General features: G+C 64.0%; 6 protein-coding genes. 5 read left to right on the top strand and 1 reads right to left on the bottom strand.

Features of this window, described 5'->3' with window-relative positions; genetic code table 11:
- Positions 1-33 precede the first annotated feature (33 nt).
- From ACGI6K_RS10480 to ACGI6K_RS10465, 4 genes are all read left to right on the top strand, one after another.
- Positions 34-1,428, top strand: a complete 1,395-nt coding sequence (locus ACGI6K_RS10480; protein WP_376946920.1) for an aspartate aminotransferase family protein — start codon at positions 34-36, stop codon at positions 1,426-1,428.
- Positions 1,429-1,504: 76 nt separating this feature from the next.
- Complete coding sequence (locus ACGI6K_RS10475) at positions 1,505-1,747, top strand: MbtH family protein (RefSeq protein WP_376946922.1); 243 nt, start codon at positions 1,505-1,507, stop codon at positions 1,745-1,747.
- 11 nt (positions 1,748-1,758) lie between these two features.
- Positions 1,759-2,505 carry a thioesterase II family protein gene (locus ACGI6K_RS10470; protein ID WP_376946924.1) on the top strand — a complete coding sequence of 249 codons (747 nt, stop codon included), beginning with the start codon at positions 1,759-1,761 and terminating at the stop codon, positions 2,503-2,505.
- Positions 2,506-2,516: 11 nt separating this feature from the next.
- Complete coding sequence (locus ACGI6K_RS10465; protein ID WP_376946926.1) at positions 2,517-3,500, top strand: TauD/TfdA family dioxygenase; 984 nt, start codon at positions 2,517-2,519, stop codon at positions 3,498-3,500.
- A 770-nt stretch (positions 3,501-4,270) separates the two neighbouring features.
- On the opposite strand, the gene ACGI6K_RS10460 is transcribed toward ACGI6K_RS10465, so the two are convergent.
- Positions 4,271-5,632 carry a lysine N(6)-hydroxylase/L-ornithine N(5)-oxygenase family protein gene (locus ACGI6K_RS10460; protein ID WP_376946932.1) on the bottom strand — a complete coding sequence of 454 codons (1,362 nt, stop codon included), beginning with the start codon at positions 5,630-5,632 and terminating at the stop codon, positions 4,271-4,273.
- 615 nt (positions 5,633-6,247) lie between these two features.
- Here ACGI6K_RS10460 and ACGI6K_RS10455 point away from each other — a divergent pair.
- Complete coding sequence (locus ACGI6K_RS10455) at positions 6,248-20,563, top strand: non-ribosomal peptide synthase/polyketide synthase (RefSeq protein ID WP_394543883.1); 14,316 nt, start codon at positions 6,248-6,250, stop codon at positions 20,561-20,563.
- Position 20,564: the final 1 nt, after the last annotated feature.

The following is a 20,564-nucleotide window of genomic DNA, read 5'->3' as shown; positions in this document are numbered from 1 at the left end:
GCACGACCAATTCTTGCCACGGAGAACGGAACCATGAACATCGCGGTAGCGGACATCGAAACGGCGACGGACGAGCCGCCGCTCTATCAACTGGACGACAACCCGCTGCTGGCCCGCCAAGCCCGCCAGGAGTCCAACGCGCGCAGTTACCCGCGGCGGATTCCCTTGGCGCTCAAGCGCGCCCGCGGCATCCATGTGGAAGACGTCGAGGGGCGGGTGTTCATCGACTGCCTGGCCGGCGCCGGCACCCTGGCGCTCGGCCACAATCATCCGGTGGTGGTTGAGGCGATCCGCCAGGTACTGGCCGACGAATTGCCGCTGCACACCCTGGATCTCACCACACCGGTCAAGGACCGCTTCGTCCAGGACCTGTTCGGCGCATTGCCGGCGGAGTTCGCCCGGCAGGCGAAAATCCAGTTCTGCGGCCCGACCGGCACCGACGCGGTGGAGGCGGCCCTAAAACTGGTGCGCACCGCCACCGGGCGCAGTACCGTGCTGGCCTTCCAGGGCGGCTACCACGGCATGAGCCAGGGCGCACTGAGCCTGATGGGCAACCTCAAGGCCAAGACTCCGCTGGGCGCGCTGCTCACCCAGGGCGTGCAGTTCTTGCCGTTCCCCTACGACTACCGCTGTCCGTTCGGGCTGGGCGGCGAGCAGGGCGTGGAGGTGGGTCTGCGCTATATCGCCAACCTGCTGAGCGATCCCGAAGGTGGCGTGCAGCCGCCGGCGGCGGTGATCGTCGAAGCCGTGCAGGGCGAGGCGGGCGCCATCCCGGCGGCCGACACCTGGCTGCGCGGCCTGCGCGAGATCACCGCGCGAGCGGGTATTCCGCTGATCCTTGACGAAATCCAGAGCGGCTTCGCCCGCACCGGACGGATGTTCGCCTTCGAGCACGCGCAGATCGTGCCGGACGTGGTGGTGCTGTCCAAGGCCATCGGCGGCAGCCTGCCGCTGTCGGTGGTGGTCTACCGCGACGAACTGGACAAGTGGCAGCCCGGTGCCCACGCCGGCACCTTCCGCGGCAACCAGATGGCCATGGCCGCCGGCTCGGCGGTGATCCGCCATATCCAGGAACATGACCTGGCACGGCATGCCGAGCAGGTCGGCGAGCACCTGCGCGGGCTGTTGCAGGCGCTGCAGCGGACCTATCCGCAACTGGGCGATGTGCGCGGGCGCGGTTTGATGCTCGGCGTGGAGATCGTCGAGCCGGACGGCGAGCCGGACGCCCTCGGCCACCCGCCGCTGGACCCGGCGCTGGCCTCGGCGATCCAGCGCGAGTGCCTGAAACGCGGACTGATCCTGGAGCTGGGCGGCCGCCACGGCAGCGTGGTGCGCTTCCTGCCGCCCCTGATCATCCGCCACGAGGAAGTCGAGCAGGTGGCCGGCATCTTCGCCAGGGCGGTGTCGGCGGCGGTTTCCGCCGGCTAATTTCCCGACGCGCCCACACGTTTATCCGTACGAGCCCCAAGGGCAAGCCGACTCAACCAGCACAGAGGAACACGCCATGATTTCTGTTTTCGATCGCGAGGACATCGTTTTCCAGGTCGTCGTCAACCATGAGGAGCAGTACTCCATCTGGCCGGACTACAAGGAAATCCCCAAGGGTTGGCGCAAGGCGGGCAAGAGCGGCTTCAAGAAGGAATGCCTGGCCTACATCGAGGAGGTGTGGACCGACATGCGTCCCCTGAGCCTGCGCAAGAAGATGGAAGAAATGGCCAAGGAGCGCGAAGGCGCCACCGCGAACTGAGGCCGCCGACCGTGCCGAGACTGAACCTGTTCTGCCTGCCGTATTCCGGTGCCAGCGCCATGGTCTACAGCCGCTGGCGGCGCGGCCTGCCGGACTGGCTGCAGGTGCAGCCGGTGGAACTGCCGGGACGCGGCGCGCGTCTCGGCGAACCGCTGCAGACCGACATGCACGCCCTGGCCAGGCAACTGGCCGGGGAATTGGCCCCACGCCTGGAACAGCCCTACGCGCTGTTCGGGCACAGCCTCGGCGCCCTGCTGGCCTTCGAGATCGCCCACGCCCTGGGCGATCTGGCCAGCCCGCCGCCACTGGCGCTGTTCGCCTCCGGCACGGCGGCGCCCACGCGTCGGGAAGAGTACGAGAAGGATTATTCGCAGCCCAAGACGGACAAAGAACTGATCGCCGAGCTGCGCGACCTGCAGGGCACCCCTGAGGAAGTCCTCGACAACGAGGAACTGATGAGCCTGACCCTGCCGGTCCTGCGCGCCGATTTCCTGATGTGCGGCCGCTACCTATACCGGCCGCGACCGCTCCTGGAACTGCCGATCCATGTGCTCGGCGGCAAGGAAGACCGGAGCAGCATGGAGCAGTTGCTGGCCTGGCAGGAGGAAACCGCCGTCGGCTTCTCGCTGGACATGGTCGCGGGCGGGCATTTCTTCATTCACGAGCATGAAAGCCGGGTCCTGAAGCTGATCAGGAACAACCTGAGCGTTCATCTGCGTCGTGTTCAACCCTGTTCCGCTGTTGGGGCGGACGCCTGAGGTACACAAGCATGAGCGAATTGTCGCGCTTCGATATCCATCCGCTGCAGGCGGGAAAGGGCGATCTGCCGATGCTCGTGCAAGCGCCGGAGCCGGGAGTGAATCTGCTGGAGGCATTCGCCGAACTGAAACCCCTGGTCGACAGGTATCTGCTCGGCTGCGGAGGTATCCTGTTCCGCGGTTTCCAGGTCGCTGGCATCGAGGACTTCCGGGAGTTCGCGGCCGCCTTCGGTCATCCGCTGCTGCGCTACGAATTCGGCTCCACTCCGCGAACCAATGTCGCGAGCGGGATCTACACCTCCACGGAATACCCTGCCCACCAGGCCATCCCGTTGCACAACGAGCAGGCCTACACGCTCGAGTGGCCGCTGAAAATCTGGTTTTACAGCGTGATTCCGGCGGAAACCGGCGGCGAGACGCCGATCGCCGACAGCCGGAAAATCTACCGGCGGGTACCGCCACGTATCCGCGAGCGTTTCGTGGAGAAAAAGCTGATGTACGTGCGCAACTATGGCAACGGCCTGGACGTAGCCTGGGAGCAGGTGTTCAACACGGACGATCGCCAGGCCGTCGAGTCGTACTGCCGCGCCCATGCGATCCAATGCGAGTGGAAGGACGACGGCGAACTTCGAACCCGTCAGATCTGCCAGGCCGTGGCCTGTCATCCCGTGACGAAGGACATGGTCTGGTTCAACCAGGCCCACCTGTTCCACGTCTCCAACCTGCCATGGGAAGTGCGCGAGAGCCTCCTGGAGGTCGTGGACGAGGAAGATCTGCCACGCAACGTCTACTACGGCGATGGATCGCCGATCGAAGATGGCCTGCTCGACGAGATACGCGGCGTGCTGAACGAGTGCACCATCAGCTTCCCCTGGCTGCAGGACGACGTGATGATGCTCGACAACATGCTGGCCGCCCATGCGCGCTCACCCTTCACCGGTAAGCGCAAGGTCGTGGTGGCGATGGCCGAGGGGTATTCGGAAGAGTTGCCATGATTCCGGCAGGCCTCGGCCTGCCTTGGCAAAAGCATCGCGCCTGATGGTCCCTGGGCAGTCGCGCTGCGGGCCTTCTATCCCTGTACACGGCCAAAACAGAGCCACGCCAAGCCAGCCAACTCAAGAATCTGGATATAGCTTTCACAAGCTCCCTGAGCCGCCCACGTGGAGAGAATCGACTCCACCTGCCTCAGCACCACCAGCCTCCTCCAGGCTGCTCTTGACGCCAACCGCTCAGATACGACGTAGCAATGCACTCCGCACTCGCTCAGCAGGATTTTGTTGTTCTCGTGGACAAAAGTCTTCGGTATTACCCAGTCGCCATGGCCGTACATGGGGAGTGCATGTGATCATCGTGATGATGTGCAGGACATACAGCTTGTTTGCGGCTTTCACGGCGTGGGTTGAGAAGTTCAGTGAAGCAGGACTCGAGGTAGAGTATTTTCCAGGGGGACATTGATTGAAACGAAGACTTTACATTGAGCATCCTGTCTCAATAAAGAAAGTACCGTTCCCGGTCTTCCGAGGCTTTATGCCTCTGTTTGGTACAACATGCTCTTTACAGCGTAACCGCAAAGCCGAACGCTTTATCCCTGCGAGCTCATATAAACAGGTTGTGCTCGGAGCCATGAAGAGTCCGAGCAGAGATCCGTCTGCTTCCCGCAACTGTATCGATACAACTGACGCAGAGCGAATGCCACTCTCGATTGCAACCCGCTGATCGACTGTTTTGCACTTTCTCTCACTGCACCATGTATGACTCTACACAGCTAGCTGGCCGATTCGAGCAGACCTCCGAGTGCCTTGAGCGGACGGATCGAACGTTGGACTGTCTGGTTATGCTTGCCGACAGCGTTGTAAAGCGAGCAGGCGATCTCTTCGGCACGAACCGGCAGTACAGAGAGCAGGGTATCGCTCAGACCGTGACTCGACTCGCAAACGCCTTGCATGAACACGGCCGGCTTGAAAGTCTCGTGAGTTACTAGGCGATAGTCGCGGCCAACCCGGTAACCGTCCAAATACTCCTCGATCGAAGCGAGCAGTTGACGATGCTCTCGACGTTCGTAACCGGTGGCCAGAATCAGCGCATCGTAATCGCAGGTTTCGATCTCTCCGCTGGCGATATTACGCAGAGTCAGGGCGATATGACCTTCGTTGGCCAGCACCTTTTCCACCGTGCGCAGACAACGGAAGGCGTGACGCTGTTGGCCGGATACCTTTTGCCGGTAGAAGATGCCATAGATACGCTCGATCAGATCGAGATCCACCACCGAGTAGTTGGTGTTGTGGTATTCATCGATCAGTCGCTGGCGATCACCCTCCGGCTGGTTGAACATCAGTTCGGTGAAGGCCGGCGAAAAGATCTCGTTGACGAAGGGGCTGTCGTCGGCGGGCTTGAGTGCCGAGCCGCGCAGGATCATGTCCACCTGCACGGACGGGAAGCTGTCGTTGAGATCGATGAAGGCTTCCGCAGCACTTTGCCCACCACCGACGATCGCAATTCGCATGGGTTTACCCGACACGCACGGCTGTTTGGATATCCACTCCAGATACTGTGCGTGGTGACAGACCCTGGCATCATTTTTCAGACTGTCGAACACCTCGGGAACCTTCGGCGTGCCACCGACGCTCACCACCAGCGAGCGGGTGTGGCGGGTCGTTTCGCGGCCATCGACGGTACGGGAAATCACTTTCAAGCTTTCTACCAATCGCTGGCTGTTACGCTGAGGCTCGATGCCGATCACCTGCTCGCCATAACGGCACTGGCTGGCGAAATGCCCTGCGACCCAGCGCAGGTAGTCGTCAAACTCCATCCGGCATGGATAGAAGGTGCCCAGATTGATGAAATCCACCAGTCGGCCGTGATGGTGCAGATAGTTGACGAAGGAGTAGCGGCTGGTCGGATTGCGCAGCGACACCAGGTCCTTGAGGAAGGAAATCTGCAGCTCGCTCTGGGTCACCAGCGTATTGCCATGCCAGCGGTAATCCTCTTGCTTGTCCAGGTACAGACTTTTCAGGGGACCATGCTGGCTGGCCATTTCCTCGAGGGCTATCGCCAGCGCAATGTTCGAGGGGCCGAAGCCGACGCCGATTATGTCGTAGATTTCAGTGGATGAAAGTCCCGGGGTCATATGCATGTCCTTCCTCTATGGATGGGCTCGAATATCGAGCGTACGGCCTGCTGGGTGCCATTAGGGTGGGCAGGTATTCAGAAGACGGGGGGAAGTGTTGGAAATTTAGTTACTGTTTTTCAGGGGCAGAGGAAGGGGCGGCAATACTTCATTTTGTCGACAATATGCTTTTCCACCATCGGCATTGAAAACGCCCAGGCGTCTGGTGATCCCAGGGCAAACCAAGCTTTTCACCTTGCACAGAGAAGACGCGTTATGCCAGCTCTCCGTACACCGTGCTTCAGCTTTATATGGAGCACCTCGCCCTAACGCCGATCCAAAATCTGATACCTCAATCATTCGGCGAGAGCGGTTTACTTGAAGTGGCAGCGAGTTACTGCGGGCCAAAGGGGCGCAATGCGGATGGGCAGGATAGCGACGTCCGTGTCGGTGCTGGGCATACCGCAGCAGAGCTGATCATGGTTATTTTAGTTTCTCCAAGCCCGCCGAACATGAGGCTGACCTTGCTGATCGGTATAGCCACGGCAATCCGTTAAATCAAATCTTTGTCTGTTCGTTCTTGTTGGTACGGCCAGTCCTTCGGGATGCGCCATGCCATTGGTAAGGACGGACCTTATGAACGCCGAAGACGCACAGAAACTTGCCCGCCGCTTCATCGAATTGCCACAGGAAAAACGCCGTCTATTTCTGCGAGGCTTATGGGAGGAGGGAGTTGACTTCTCGCTGTTTCCAATACCGGCAGACGTGGGTATCCCCGAACGTCAAGGTCTGTCCTATGCCCAACAACGCATGTGGTTTCTCTGGCAACTGGATCCGCAAAGTCCCGCCTACAATTTGCCAATGGCTGTTCGTCTGGAGGGTGAACTGGAGCGAGTTGCGCTGCAGGATGCTTTCGACGCTCTAGTGACACGTCATGAAACCTTGCGAACCCGCTTTCGCCAGCAGGATAGCGGTATTCGCCAAGAGGTGCTGGAACCATTGTCGGTCACCATCGGCTTCGAAGATCTGACGGCGCTGCTATCTGCCAAGCAGAATGAACGGGTTAGTAAACTGGCCGAAGTAGAGGCTATGGCACCTTTCGACTTGGCTAAGGCGCCGTTGCTGCGGGTGCGCCTACTGAAACTGTCGGACTCGGAACATGTGTTGTTGCTCACCCTGCATCACATCGTTGCCGATGGTTGGTCGCTGAATCTGCTAGTCGACGAGTTCGTCCACCTCTACGACGCGGCTTGTACCGGTAGGCAGGCTGAACTGCCGGCGTTACCGATTCAGTATCGCGACTATGCTTTATGGCAGCGCAGTTGGCTGGAAGCCGGCGAACGAGAACGGCAACTGATCTACTGGCGCGACAAACTGGGAGACGAGCACACATCGCTGGAGTTGCCCACTGATCGCCCTCGTCCAGCAGTTCCCAGTTACCGGGGGGGCCGTCATGAGTTCCAGATCGAGCCATGGCTCTCCGACCAACTGCGGGCATTGGCCAAGCGCCATAATGTTACTTTATTCATAGTCTTGCTGGCTGCCTTCAAGCTGCTGATGCAACGCTACAGCGGACAATCCGTTATCCGCATCGGCTCCCCCATTGCCAACCGTCATTGCTCGGAAGTAGAGGGGTTGATCGGTTGTTTTATCAACACCCAGGTTCTGCATACGGAGATCGATCCGCTGATCGATGTCGGCGAACTGTTACGGCGGGTCAAGGAAACTGTACTAGGTGCACAGGTGCATCAGGATCTGCCGTTCGAGCAGTTGGTGGAAGCCTTGGGAGTGAAACGCAACTTGGGCTTGACACCGTTGTTCCAAGTTCTATTCAACCATCAGAACAATGTACTAGATATAGATTTAGGCACGACCAACGGATTGACGATCAAGCCACTACAGCGCGAACAACAGATCGCTCAATTCGAGCTGGCACTTGATACGTACGACTCTCAGCAGGGACTTTCGGCCAGCTTGACCTATGCCATCGACCTGTTCGACGAACGGACTATCGAACGGCTTGCCCGGCACTGGTTGAACCTGCTGACCGGCATCGTCCGCCAGCCGGAACGGCGCATCGGCGAACTGCCGCTGCTGACCCCAGAGGAATACCACCAGATCGTCCACGACTGGAACCGGACCGAGGCCCGCTACCCGAGTGAGCGCGGCGTACACCAGTTGATCGAGGAGCAGGTGGCGAGGACCCCGGAGGCGGTGGCCCTGGTGTTCGGCGAGCAGGAAATGAGCTACAGGGAACTGAACCGCAGGGCCAACCGCCTGGCATACCGGCTGATCGAACTGGGCGTGGGCCCGGATGTGCTAGTGGGCATCGCAGTGGAGCGGGGCGTCGAGATGGTGGTGGGCCTGCTAGCAATCCTCAAGGCTGGTGGAGCCTATGTGCCGCTGGACCCGGAGTACCCGCGGGAGCGGCTGGCCTACATGATCGGGGACAGTGGTATCGGCTTGCTACTGACCCAGCAGCACCTGCAGGACCGGCTGCCGCCGGCCGAGGGGGTGCAGAGCCTGTTCCTGGAGCCGGGCGACGACTGGCTGGAGGACTATCCGCAGGAAAACCCGGCCAACCGGACAGCGCCGCAGAACCTGACCTATGTGATCTACACCTCTGGATCGACCGGCAGGCCGAAAGGGGCGGGCAATACGCATACGGCCTTGATCAACCGCCTGTACTGGATGCAGAAAGCCTACCGGCTCGATACAACGGATACGGTCCTGCAAAAGACGCCGTTCAGCTTCGACGTTTCGGTATGGGAGTTGTTCTGGCCGCTATTGAATGGGGCGCGGTTGGCGATCGCACGGCCCGGTGAGCACCGCGATCCGGAGCGCCTGATCGACACGATCGAGCGTCATGGGGTAACGACCCTGCATTTTGTGCCCTCGATGCTCCAGGCTTTCATCTCCGTCGGACACATCGAAGGCTGCCGGAGCATCCGCCGGCTCGTGTGCAGTGGCGAGGCACTCCCGGCGGAGCTTGCTCGCAAGACCCTGGAAAGAATGCCCACGGTTGGCCTGTTCAATCTGTATGGTCCGACCGAAGCGGCTATCGATGTGACCCATTGGCCTTGTGATCATGTCGATCCCAAGGGCGTGCCGATCGGCCAGCCGATCGATAACCTGAAGACCCATATACTGGAGGAGAGCCTTCATCCAGTAGCACCGCGTTGTTGCGGCGAGCTGTATCTGGGGGGAATAGGGCTTGCCCGTGGCTACCACAACCGCCCGGGCCTGACCGCCGAACGCTTCGTCCCCGACCCGTTCGACGACAGCGAGCAGGGCGGCGGGCGCCTGTACCGTACCGGCGACCTGGCCCGCTACCGGGCCGATGGGGTGATCGAGTACGTAGGCCGCATCGATCACCAGGTGAAGATCCGCGGCTTCCGCATCGAGCTGGGCGAGATCGAGGCCCGGCTCCAGCAGCACGGAGCCGTGCGCGAGTCGGTGGTGATCGACGTCGACGGGCCGAACGGCAAGCAACTGGCCGCCTACCTGGTGCCCGATGACCCGGCGATGCTGGACGGCGACGAACGCCAAACCGGCCTGCGCAGCGAATTGAAGGCGCATCTCCGGGCAATGCTGCCGGACTACATGGTGCCGGCGCACTTGGTGTTCCTCGAACGCCTGCCGCTGACCCCCAATGGCAAGCTGGACCGCAAGGCGCTGCCGCGTCCGGACGCCAGCCTGCTGCAGCGGACCTACGTGGCCCCAGCGAGCGAACTGGAACAACGGATCGCGGCGATCTGGGCCGAGGTGCTCAAGGTCGAGCGGGTAGGGCTCACCGACAACTTCTTCGAACTGGGCGGCCACTCCCTATTGGCCACCCAGGTGATTTCCCGGGTACGCCAGAGCCTGGACATCGAGCTGCCCCTGCGCGCCCTGTTCGAAGCGCAGGACCTGGCCGGTTTCGCCGAGCGGGTCGGCCAGGGCCAGGCCAGCCGGGCGCCCGCCCTCGAAAAGGCTGACCGCGACCAGCCCCTGGTCGCCTCCTACGCCCAGCAACGCCAGTGGTTCCTCTGGCAACTGGAGCCCGGGAGCGCCGCCTATCACATCCCGGCGGCGCTACGCCTGAAGGGCGCCCTGGACATCGAGGCCCTGCGGCACAGCTTCGAGGCCCTGATCCGGCGCCACGAGTCCCTGCGCACCACTTTCCGCCAGGACGGCGAGCGGACGCTCCAGGTCATCCACCCCAACGGCAGCCTCTGGTTCGAGCAGGAGCCGCTGCCGGCGGATGCCGCCACCGGCCTGGACGAGCGGCTCCGGGTTCAGGTGGAAGCCGAGGTCCAACGCCTGTTTGACCTGGAGCGGGGCCCGCTGCTGCGGGTGAAGCTGCTGCGCCTGGGCGAGGACGATCATGTTCTGATCCTGACCCTGCACCACATCGTCTCGGACGGCTGGTCCACCCCGATCATGGTGGACGAACTGGTCCGCCTCTATGAGGGCTACAGCCAGGGACACGAAGTGACGTTGCCGGAGCTGCCAATCCAGTACGCCGACTACGCCCTCTGGCAGCGCCAGTGGATGGAGGCCGGCGAACAGGACCGGCAACTGGCCTACTGGACCGCGCAACTGGGCGGCGAACAGCCGGTGCTGGAGTTACCCGGCGACCGGCCGCGCCCGGCCGTGCAGACCTATGCCGGAACCCGGCTGGCCGTCGAACTCGACGGCGAACTGGCCCGCTCCCTGCGGGAACTGGCCCGGCGGGAGGGGGTGACCCTGTTCATGCTGTTGCTGGCCAGCTTCCAGAGCCTGCTGCACCGCTACAGCGGGCAGGACGACATCCGGGTGGGCGTGCCGATCGCCAACCGCACCCGGGCGGAAACGGAAGGGCTGATCGGCTTCTTCGTCAACACCCAGGTGCTGAAGGCCGAATTCGAGCTGCACACCACCTTCGTCGAGCTGCTGCGCCAGGTGAAACGGACCGCCCTGGAGGCCCAGGCGCACCAGGACCTGCCGTTCGAGCAACTGGTCGAGGCCCTGCAGCCGGAGCGCAGCCTGAGCCACAGCCCGTTGTTCCAGGTGATGTACAACCACCAGACGGCGGTGCAGGGCGAGGCGCGAAGCCTGCCGGGGCTCACTGTGGAAAGGCTGGCATGGGAGAACCGTACCACCCAGTTCGATCTGACGCTGGACAGCTACGAAAGCGCGGACAGCCTGGGCGCCTCGCTGACCTATGCCACCGACCTGTTCGACGAACGGACTATCGAACGGCTTGCCCGGCACTGGTTGAACCTGCTGACCGGCATCGTCCGCCAGCCGGAACGGCGCATCGGCGAACTGCCGCTGCTGACCCCAGAGGAATACCACCAGATCGTCCACGACTGGAACCGGACCGAGGCCCGCTACCCGAGCGAGCGCGGCGTACACCAGTTGATCGAGGAGCAGGTGGCGAGGACCCCGGAGGCGGTGGCCCTGGTGTTCGGCGAGCAGGAAATGAGCTACAGGGAACTGAACCGCAGGGCCAACCGCCTGGCATACCGGCTGATCGAACTGGGCGTGGGCCCGGATGTGCTAGTGGGCATCGCAGTGGAGCGGGGCGTCGAGATGGTGGTGGGCCTGCTAGCAATCCTCAAGGCTGGTGGAGCCTATGTGCCGCTGGACCCGGAGTACCCGCGGGAGCGGCTGGCCTACATGATCGGGGACAGTGGTATCGGCTTGCTACTGACCCAGCGGCACCTGCAGGACCGGCTGCCGCCGGCCGAGGGGGTGCAAAGCCTGTTCCTGGAGCCGGGCGACGACTGGCTGGAGAACTATGCGCAGGAAAACCCGGCCAACCGGACAGCGCCGCAGAACCTGACCTATGTGATCTACACCTCTGGATCGACCGGCAGGCCGAAAGGGGCGGGCAATACGCATACGGCCTTGATCAACCGCCTGTACTGGATGCAGAAAGCCTACCGGCTCGATACAACGGATACGGTCCTGCAAAAGACGCCGTTCAGCTTCGACGTTTCGGTATGGGAGTTGTTCTGGCCGCTATTGAATGGGGCGCGGTTGGCGATCGCACGGCCCGGTGAGCACCGCGATCCGGAGCGCCTGATCGACACGATCGAGCGTCATGGGGTAACGACCCTGCATTTTGTGCCCTCGATGCTCCAGGCTTTCATCTCCGTCGGACACATCGAAGGCTGCCGGAGCATCCGCCGGCTCGTGTGCAGTGGCGAGGCACTCCCGGCGGAGCTTGCTCGCAAGACCCTGGAAAGAATGCCCACGGTTGGCCTGTTCAATCTGTATGGTCCGACCGAAGCGGCTATCGATGTGACCCATTGGCCTTGTGATCATGTCGATCCCAAGGGCGTGCCGATCGGCCAGCCGATCGATAACCTGAAGACCCATATACTGGAGGAGAGCCTTCATCCAGTAGCACCGCGTTGTTGCGGCGAGCTGTATCTGGGGGGAATAGGGCTTGCCCGTGGCTACCACAACCGCCCGGGCCTGACCGCCGAACGCTTCGTCCCCGACCCGTTCGACGACAGCGAGCAGGGCGGCGGGCGCCTGTACCGTACCGGCGACCTGGCCCGCTACCGGGCCGATGGGGTGATCGAGTACGTAGGCCGCATCGATCACCAGGTGAAGATCCGCGGCTTCCGCATCGAGCTGGGCGAGATCGAGGCCCGGCTCCAGCAGCACGGAGCCGTGCGCGAAGCGGTGGTAATCGACATCGACGGGCTGGGCGGCAAGCAACTGGCCGCCTACCTAGTGCCCGACGCCCCGGCGATGCTGGACGGCGACGAACGCCAAACCGGCCTGCGCGGCGAACTGAAGGAGTACCTCAGGGCAATGCTGCCGGACTACATGGTGCCGGCGCACTTGGTGTTCCTCGAACGCCTGCCGCTGACCCCCAACGGCAAGCTGGACCGCAAGGCGCTGCCGCGTCCGGACGCCAGCCTGCTGCAGCGGACCTACGTGGCCCCGGCGAGCGAACTGGAACAACGGATCGCGGCGATCTGGGCCGAGGTGCTCAAGGTCGAGCAGGTGGGCCTGACCGACAACTTCTTCGAGCTGGGCGGCGACTCCATCGTCTCGATCCAGGTGGTCAGCCGGGCGCGCCAGGCCGGCATCGCCTTCACGCCCAAGGACCTGTTCCAGCATCAGACTGTTCAGGGGTTGGCCACGGTGACCCTGCGCACGGGAGGTTTGTGCATCGACCAGGGGGCGGTTACCGGTACGATGCCCCTGACCGCGATTCAGCGCATGTTTTTCGAGGAGGAAATCCCCGACCGTCACCACTGGAACCAGTCGGTATTGTTCGAGCCGAACGAGCGGCTCGTCGTCGAGCCTCTGGAGGCGGCCCTCCAGAGGGTGGTCGAGCACCACGATGCACTACGCTTGCGTTTCATCCAGCAAGAGGGGCAATGGAGCGCCGGTTTCCGGGATAGGGAGGAAGCAGAACTGCTATGGCAGAGCCCGGTATCCGATATCGGTGAACTGGAGGCTGTCTGCAACGAGGCCCAGGCCAGCCTGGACCTGGAACATGGGCCGTTGTTGCGAGCGGTACTGGCCAGCTTGCCGGACGGCCGGCAGCGTTTGTTGCTGGTCATCCACCACTTGGTGGTGGACGGGATCTCGTGGCGGGTGCTGCTGGACGATCTGCAGACCGCCTACCGGCAAGCCGTCCAGGGCCAACCACCGCGCCTGCCGGCCAAGAGCAGTTCGTTCAAGGCCTGGTCCGAGCGGCTGGAGCAGTACGCGGCGGAAGCGACCCTCGTCGAGGAACTGGGCTACTGGCAACGGCAGTTGCAAGAAGCTACCGATGAACTGCCCTGCGGCTATCCGCAAGGCGGTCATCAACGGAAACAGGCAGCTTTCGCGACCACCCATCTGGACCGTGACTGGACACGCCGCCTGCTGCAGGCGGCGCCGGCCGCCTACCGCACCCAGGTCAACGACCTGCTGCTGACCGCCCTGGCCCGGGTGATCTGCCGCTGGAGCGGCCAGGCTTCCACCCTGGTCAGGCTGGAAGGCCACGGCCGGGAGGACCTGTTCGACGATCTCGACATTACCCGGACGGTGGGCTGGTTCACCAGCCTGTTCCCGGTGAAGCTGACGCCCCAGAGCGAAATCGCCGACTCGATCAAGACCGTCAAGGAACAGTTGCGCGCTGTGCCGAACAAGGGCATCGGCTACGGCCTGCTGCGCTATCTGGGCTCGGAAACCACCAGGCAAACACTGCAATGCCTGCCCCACGGCGAAATCGTCTTTAACTACCTGGGCCAGTTCGACCAGAGCTTCGAGGCCGAGGCGGCCTTGTTCGCCCCTGCCGGAGAAGGCAGTGGCCAGGGGCGAAGCGAAGCAGCGCCACTGGACGCTCTCCTCAGCCTCGACGGCCAGGTCTACGGCGGTGAACTGAAGCTGACCTGGACCTTCAGCCGGGAACGCTTCGCCGAGGCGACGATCCAGCGCCTGGCCGACGCCTACGCCCGGGAACTCGAGGCCCTGATCGAGCACTGTGCGGATGAGCACAATCGCGGCGTGACGCCCTCGGACGTCCCGCTGGCCGGCTTGAGCCAGGAGCAACTGGATGCGCTGCCAGTACCCGCAGGGGAAATCGAGGATATCTACCCGCTGTCGCCGATGCAGCAGGGCATGCTGTTCCACAGCCTGCTGGAGCACGAGGCCGGCCACTACATCAACCAGATGCGGGTGGATGTGCAAGGGCTGGACGTCGCACGCTTCAGGGCCGCCTGGCAGGCGGTGGTCGACCGGCACGAGGTACTCAGGGCCAGCTTCGTCGAGGTGGACGGACGCCCGCTGCAGGTGATCCGCAGACGGATGTCGATGCCCTGTGTCGAACTGGACTGGCGTGGCCAGCCGCAACTGCAGGACAGCCTGGATACCTGGGCGCAGGCGGACCGGCAACGGGGCTTCGACCTGGAGCGCGAGCCGCTGCTGCGGCTGGCGGTGATCCGCACCGGGGAGAACCGCCACCACCTGATCTACACCAACCACCACATCCTGCTGGACGGCTGGAGCGGCTCGCAACTGCAGGGCGAGGTGCTGCAGGCCTATACGGGCAAACCCATCGGGCACCCGGGCCTGCGCTACCGCGACTACATCGCCTGGCTGGGCCGGCAGGACCGGGCCGCCAGCGAAGCCTTCTGGCGGGAGCAGCTCGGTTCCCTGGAAGAGCCGACCCGGCTGGCGGATTCGATCAGGCGGGCCGATGGCCGGGCGGGAGAAGGATATGGGGAGCATGTCCAGCTCCTCGACAGCCAGCAGACTCGTCATCTCAGTGAGTTCGCCCGGGCCCAGCGGGTGACGGTCAATACCCTGGTGCAGGCGGCCTGGCTGCTGCTGCTGCAGCGCTACGGCGGGCAGGCGACGGTGTGCTTCGGCGCCACCGTAGCGGGACGTCCGGCCGAGCTGCAGGGCGTGGAAGGGCAACTGGGCCTGTTCATCAACACCCTGCCGGTGATCGCCAGCCCCCGGGCGGAACAGCGCGTGGGCGAATGGCTCGACCAGGTCCAGGCGCAGAACCTGGGCCTGCGCGAACACGAGCACACGCCGCTGTACGAGATCCAGCGCTGGGCCGGGCTGGGCGGCGAGGCGCTGTTCGACAGCCTGCTGGTGTTCGAGAACTACCCGATCGCCGAGGCGCTGCAGCAGGGCGCGCCCGAGGGCCTGGCGTTCGACCGGGTGACCACCCAGGAACAGACCAACTACCCGCTGACCCTGGCCATCGGCCTGGGCGAGACACTGACGGTGCGCTACGGCTACGACCGCGGGCATTTCGACGCGGCGGGCATCGAGCGGATCGCCGGGCATTTCGCCCGGCTGCTGCAAGGCCTGGCCAGCGATGCCCAAGCCGCCATCGGCGAACTGCCGTTGCTGGCCCCGGAGGAATACCGGCGGATCGTCCACGATTGGAACCGGAGCGAGGCCCGCTACCCGAGCGAGCGCGGCGTGCACCAGTTGATCGAGGAGCAGGTGGGGAGGACCCCGGAGGCGGTGGCCCTGGTGTTTGGCGAACAGGAAATGAGCTACGGGGAGCTGAACGGGAGAGCCAACCGCCTGGCGCACCGGTTGGTCGAACTGGGCGTGGGTCCGGACGTGCCGGTGGGCATCGCGGTGGAGCGGGGCGTCGAGATGGTGGTGGGCTTGCTGGCGATCCTCAAGGCCGGTGGAGCCTATGTGCCGCTGGACCCGGAGTATCCGGAGGAGCGGCTGGCGTACATGATCGGGGACAGCGGCGTCGGCTTGCTACTGACCCAGCGGCACCTGCAGGACCGACTGCCGCCAGCCGACGGGGTGCAGAGCCTATTCCTGGAGCCGGGCGACGACTGGCTGGAGGACTATCCGCAAGAAAACCCGGTCAACCGGACAGCGCCGCAGAACCTGGCCTACGTGATCTACACCTCCGGCTCCACCGGCAGACCAAAGGGCGCGGCGGTGCGAATCGGCAGCTTCGTCAACCTGCTGCACTGGTACCGGGCCGCCTGCGAACTGACCGCGGACGACCGGGTGCTGCTGCTCAGCTCCTACAGCTTCGACCTGACCCAGAAGAACCTGTACGGCGTGCTGTGCGTGGGAGGGCAACTACACATCGCCCCGGCGGGCTACGACCCGGACAGCCATCGCCGGCAGATCGGAAAGCACCGGCTGAGCGTGCTCAACTGCGCCCCGGGTGCCTTCTACCCCCTGTTGCAGGGCGATCGCGCCGAACTGGCCAGCCTGAAACACGTCCTCCTGGGGGGCGAGGCCATCCAGCCGGGAGAACTGGCGGAGTGGCTGGAGTCGCCCCAGGCGGCGAACGTCTCGATCCACAACACCTACGGTCCGACCGAATGCACGGACGTGGTGATCGCCCGGGCGACGCCGGGAAGCGCGGTGCCGGGGCTGAGCGCCCTGCCGATCGGGCGGCCGCTGCCTGGGGTCAGCGCCTATGTCCTCGACGGCTCGGCCGGGCCGGTCGCCCTCGGGCAGGCGGGGGAACTGCATATCGGCGGGGACTGTGTGGGCGAGGGCTACTGGCATCGTCCGGGCCTGACCGCCGAACGCTTCGTCCCCGATCCGTTCGACGACAGCGCGCAGGGCGGCGGGCGCCTGTACCGCACCGGCGACCTGGCCCGCTACCGGGCCGACGGGGTGATCGAGTACCTGGGCCGTATCGACCACCAGGTGAAGATCCGCGGCTTGCGTATCGAACTGGGCGAGATCGAGGCCCGGCTGCAGCAGCACGGAGCCGTGCGCGAAGCGGTGGTAATCGACATCGACGGGCTGGGCGGCAAGCAACTGGCCGCCTACCTAGTGCCCGATGGCCCGGCGATGCTGGACGGCGACGAACGCCAAACCGGCCTGCGCGGCGAACTGAAGGAGTACCTCAGGGCAATGCTGCCGGACTACATGGTGCCGGCGCACTTGGTGTTCCTCGAACGCCTGCCGCTGACCCCCAACGGCAAGCTGGACCGCAAGGCGCTGCCGCGTCCGGACGCCAGCCTGCTGCAACAGGCCTACGTGGCCCCGGCGAGCGAACTGGAACAGCGGATCGCGGCGATCTGGGCCGAGGTGCTCAAGGTCGAGCGGGTAGGGCTCACCGACAACTTCTTCGAGCTGGGCGGCCACTCCCTGCTAGCTACCCAGGTGATTTCCCGGGTACGCCAGAGCCTGGACATCGAGCTGCCCCTGCGCACCCTATTCGAAGCGCAGGACCTGGCCGGTTTCGCCGGGCGAGTCGGCCAGGGCCAGGCCAGCCGGGCGCCCGCCCTCGAAAAGGCCGACCGCGATCAGCCCCTGGTCGCCTCCTACGCCCAGCAGCGGCAATGGTTCCTCTGGCAACTGGAGCCTGGGAGCGCCGCCTATCACATCCCGGCAGCGCTACGCCTGAAGGGCGCCCTGGACATCGAGGCCCTGCGGCACAGCTTCGAGGCCCTGATCCGACGCCACGAGTCCCTGCGCACCACCTTCCGCCAGGACGGCGAGCGGACGCTCCAGGTCATCCACCCCAACGGCAGCCTCTGGTTCGAGCAGGAGCCGCTGCCGGCGGATGCCGCCACCGGCCTGGACGAGCGGATCCGGGTTCAGGTGGAAGCCGAGGTCCAACGCCTGTTTGACCTGGAGCGGGGCCCGCTGCTGCGGGTGAAGCTGCTGCGCCTGGGCGAGGACGATCATGTTCTGATCCTGACCCTGCACCACATCGTCTCGGACGGCTGGTCCACCCCGATCATGGTGGACGAACTGGTCCGCCTCTATGAGGGCTACAGCCAGGGACACGAAGTGACGTTGCCGGAGCTGCCAATCCAGTACGCCGACTACGCCCTCTGGCAGCGCCAGTGGATGGAGGCCGGCGAACGGGACCGGCAACTGGCCTACTGGACCGCGCAACTGGGCGGCGAACAGCCGGTGCTGGAGTTACCCGGCGACCGGCCGCGCCCGGCCGTGCAGACCTATGCCGGAACCCGGCTGGCCGTCGAACTCGACGGCGAACTGGCCCGCTCCCTGCGGGAGCTGGCCCGGCGGGAGGGCGTGACCCTGTTCATGCTGCTGCTGGCCAGCTTCCAGAGCCTGCTGCACCGCTACAGCGGGCAGGACGACATCCGGGTGGGCGTGCCGATCGCCAACCGCACCCGGGCGGAAACGGAAGGGCTGATCGGCTTCTTCGTCAACACCCAGGTGCTGAAGGCCGAATTCGAGCTGCACACCACCTTCGTCGAGCTGCTGCGCCAGGTGAAACGGACCGCCCTGGAGGCCCAGGCGCACCAGGACCTGCCGTTCGAGCAACTGGTCGAGGCCCTGCAGCCGGAGCGCAGCCTGAGCCACAGCCCGTTGTTCCAGGTGATGTACAACCACCAGACGGCGGTGCAGGGCGAGGCGCGAAGCCTGCCGGGGCTCACTGTGGAAGGGCTGGCATGGGAGAACCGTACCACCCAGTTCGATCTGACGCTGGACAGCTACGAAAGCGCGGACAGCCTGGGCGCCTCGCTGACCTATGCCACCGACCTGTTCGACGAACGGACTATCGAACGGCTTGCCCGGCACTGGTTGAACCTGCTGACCGGCATCGTCCGCCAGCCGGAACGGCGCATCGGCGAACTGCCGCTGCTGACCCCAGAGGAATACCACCAGATCGTCCACGACTGGAACCGGACCGAGGCCCGCCACCCGAGCGAGCGCGGCGTACACCAGTTGATCGAGGAGCAGGTGGCGAGGACCCCGGAGGCGGTGGCCCTGGTGTTCGGCGAGCAGGAAATGAGCTACAGGGAACTGAACCGCAGGGCTAACCGCCTGGCATACCGGCTGATCGAACTGGGCGTGGGCCCGGATGTGCTAGTGGGTATCGCAGTGGAGCGGGGCGTCGAGATGGTGGTGGGCCTGCTAGCAATCCTCAAGGCTGGTGGAGCCTATGTGCCGCTGGACCCGGAGTACCCGCGGGAGCGGCTGGCCTACATGATCGGGGACAGTGGTATCGGTTTGCTGCTGACCCAGGAACACCTGACAGACCAGCTACCAGCGGCAAGTGTGAATATCTGGCGCCTGGACAGCGATTGGAGTGAGCTGAACGAATTTCCCGCATCCAACCCGGATCTTCCGCTTCATCCAGAGCATCTGGCGTATTGCATCTACACCTCAGGCTCGACCGGCAGACCCAAAGGGGTCGCCGTTCGTCACCAGGCACTGACCAACTTTATGGCCAGCATGGCCTCGCAGCCGGGGCTGGATGCCAACGACAGGATGTTGGCCCTGACCTCGCTGTCCTTCGACATTGCCGCTTTGGAGCTCTACCTGCCCCTGCTGGTCGGGGGAACCGTGGTGTTGCTGTTCAACCATCAGAACAGGGATGCCCAGGCCTTGCTGGAAGTCATCGACCGGCAGTCGGTCAGTGTCGTCCAGGCCACGCCTTCGACCTGGCGAATGCTGCTGGATGCGGCATTGCCCGGAGCTTTGCGGAACTGTAAGTTGCTGAGCGGCGGCGAGGCGTTGTCGCCGGACTTGACGGAGCGGCTGCTCCGTCAGGCCGGCCATGTCTGGAATTTGTATGGTCCGACCGAGACGACCATCTGGTCGGGGCTGTACCACATCGATGCGGAAAATCCGTCTCCATGGCTGGGCAGGCCGATTGCCAACACCACCTTGCACATTCTGGAAAAAAGCTTTGCTCCAGTGCCGGAAAGGGTTGCGGGTGAGCTATTGATAGGTGGCGATGGACTCGCCAGGGGGTATCTGCATCGCCCCGGCCTGACCGCCGAACGCTTCGTCCCCGACCCGTTCGACGACAGCGAGCAGGGCGGCGGGCGCCTGTACCGCACCGGCGACCTGGCCCGCTACCGGGCCGACGGGGTGATCGAGTACCTGGGCCGTATCGACCACCAGGTGAAGATCCGCGGCTTCCGCATCGAGCTGGGCGAGATCGAGGCCCGGCTGCAGCAGCACGGAGCCGTGCGCGAAGCGGTGGTGATCGACGTCGACGGGCCGAACGGCAAGCAACTGGCCGCCTACCTGGTGCCCGATGACCCGGCGATGCTGGACGGCGACGAACGCCAAACCGGCCTGCGCAGCGAATTGAAGGCGCATCTCCGGGCAATGCTGCCGGACTACATGGTGCCGGCGCACTTGGTGTTCCTCGAACGCCTGCCGCTGACCCCCAATGGCAAGCTGGACCGCAAGGCGCTGCCGCGTCCGGACGCCAGCCTGCTGCAGCGGACCTACGTGGCCCCGGCAAGCGAACTGGAGCAGCGGATCGCGGCGATCTGGGCCGAGGTGCTCAAGGTCGAGCGGGTAGGGCTCACCGACAACTTCTTCGAGCTGGGCGGCCACTCCCTGCTGGCCACTCAGGCGATTTCCAGCATCAACGTGCAACTCGGCATCGACTTGCCGCTTCGCCTCATCTTCGAAAAACCCATATTGAACGAGTTCTCCATGACATTGGAAAACCATGGCCTGTCTCTGAGCGAGGCCGACTTGAGCGATATCGAAAAATTGATGAATGAAATGGCAGAGGTTTGAA

Origin of the sequence: Azorhizophilus paspali, assembly GCF_043587585.2 — a bacterium.
Classification (GTDB): Bacteria; Pseudomonadota; Gammaproteobacteria; order Pseudomonadales; family Pseudomonadaceae; genus Azotobacter; species Azotobacter paspali.
This window is presented reverse-complemented; position numbering and strand designations above follow the sequence as displayed.

Coding starts and splice junctions, on each gene's coding strand:
- ACGI6K_RS10465 (WP_376946926.1), top strand. CDS start 2,517: ATGAGCGAATTGTCGCGCTTCGATATCCATCCGCTGCAGGCGGGAAAG.
- ACGI6K_RS10460 (WP_376946932.1), bottom strand. CDS start 5,632: ATGACCCCGGGACTTTCATCCACTGAAATCTACGACATAATCGGCGTC.
- ACGI6K_RS10480 (WP_376946920.1), top strand. CDS start 34: ATGAACATCGCGGTAGCGGACATCGAAACGGCGACGGACGAGCCGCCG.
- ACGI6K_RS10455 (WP_394543883.1), top strand. CDS start 6,248: ATGAACGCCGAAGACGCACAGAAACTTGCCCGCCGCTTCATCGAATTG.
- ACGI6K_RS10475 (WP_376946922.1), top strand. CDS start 1,505: ATGATTTCTGTTTTCGATCGCGAGGACATCGTTTTCCAGGTCGTCGTC.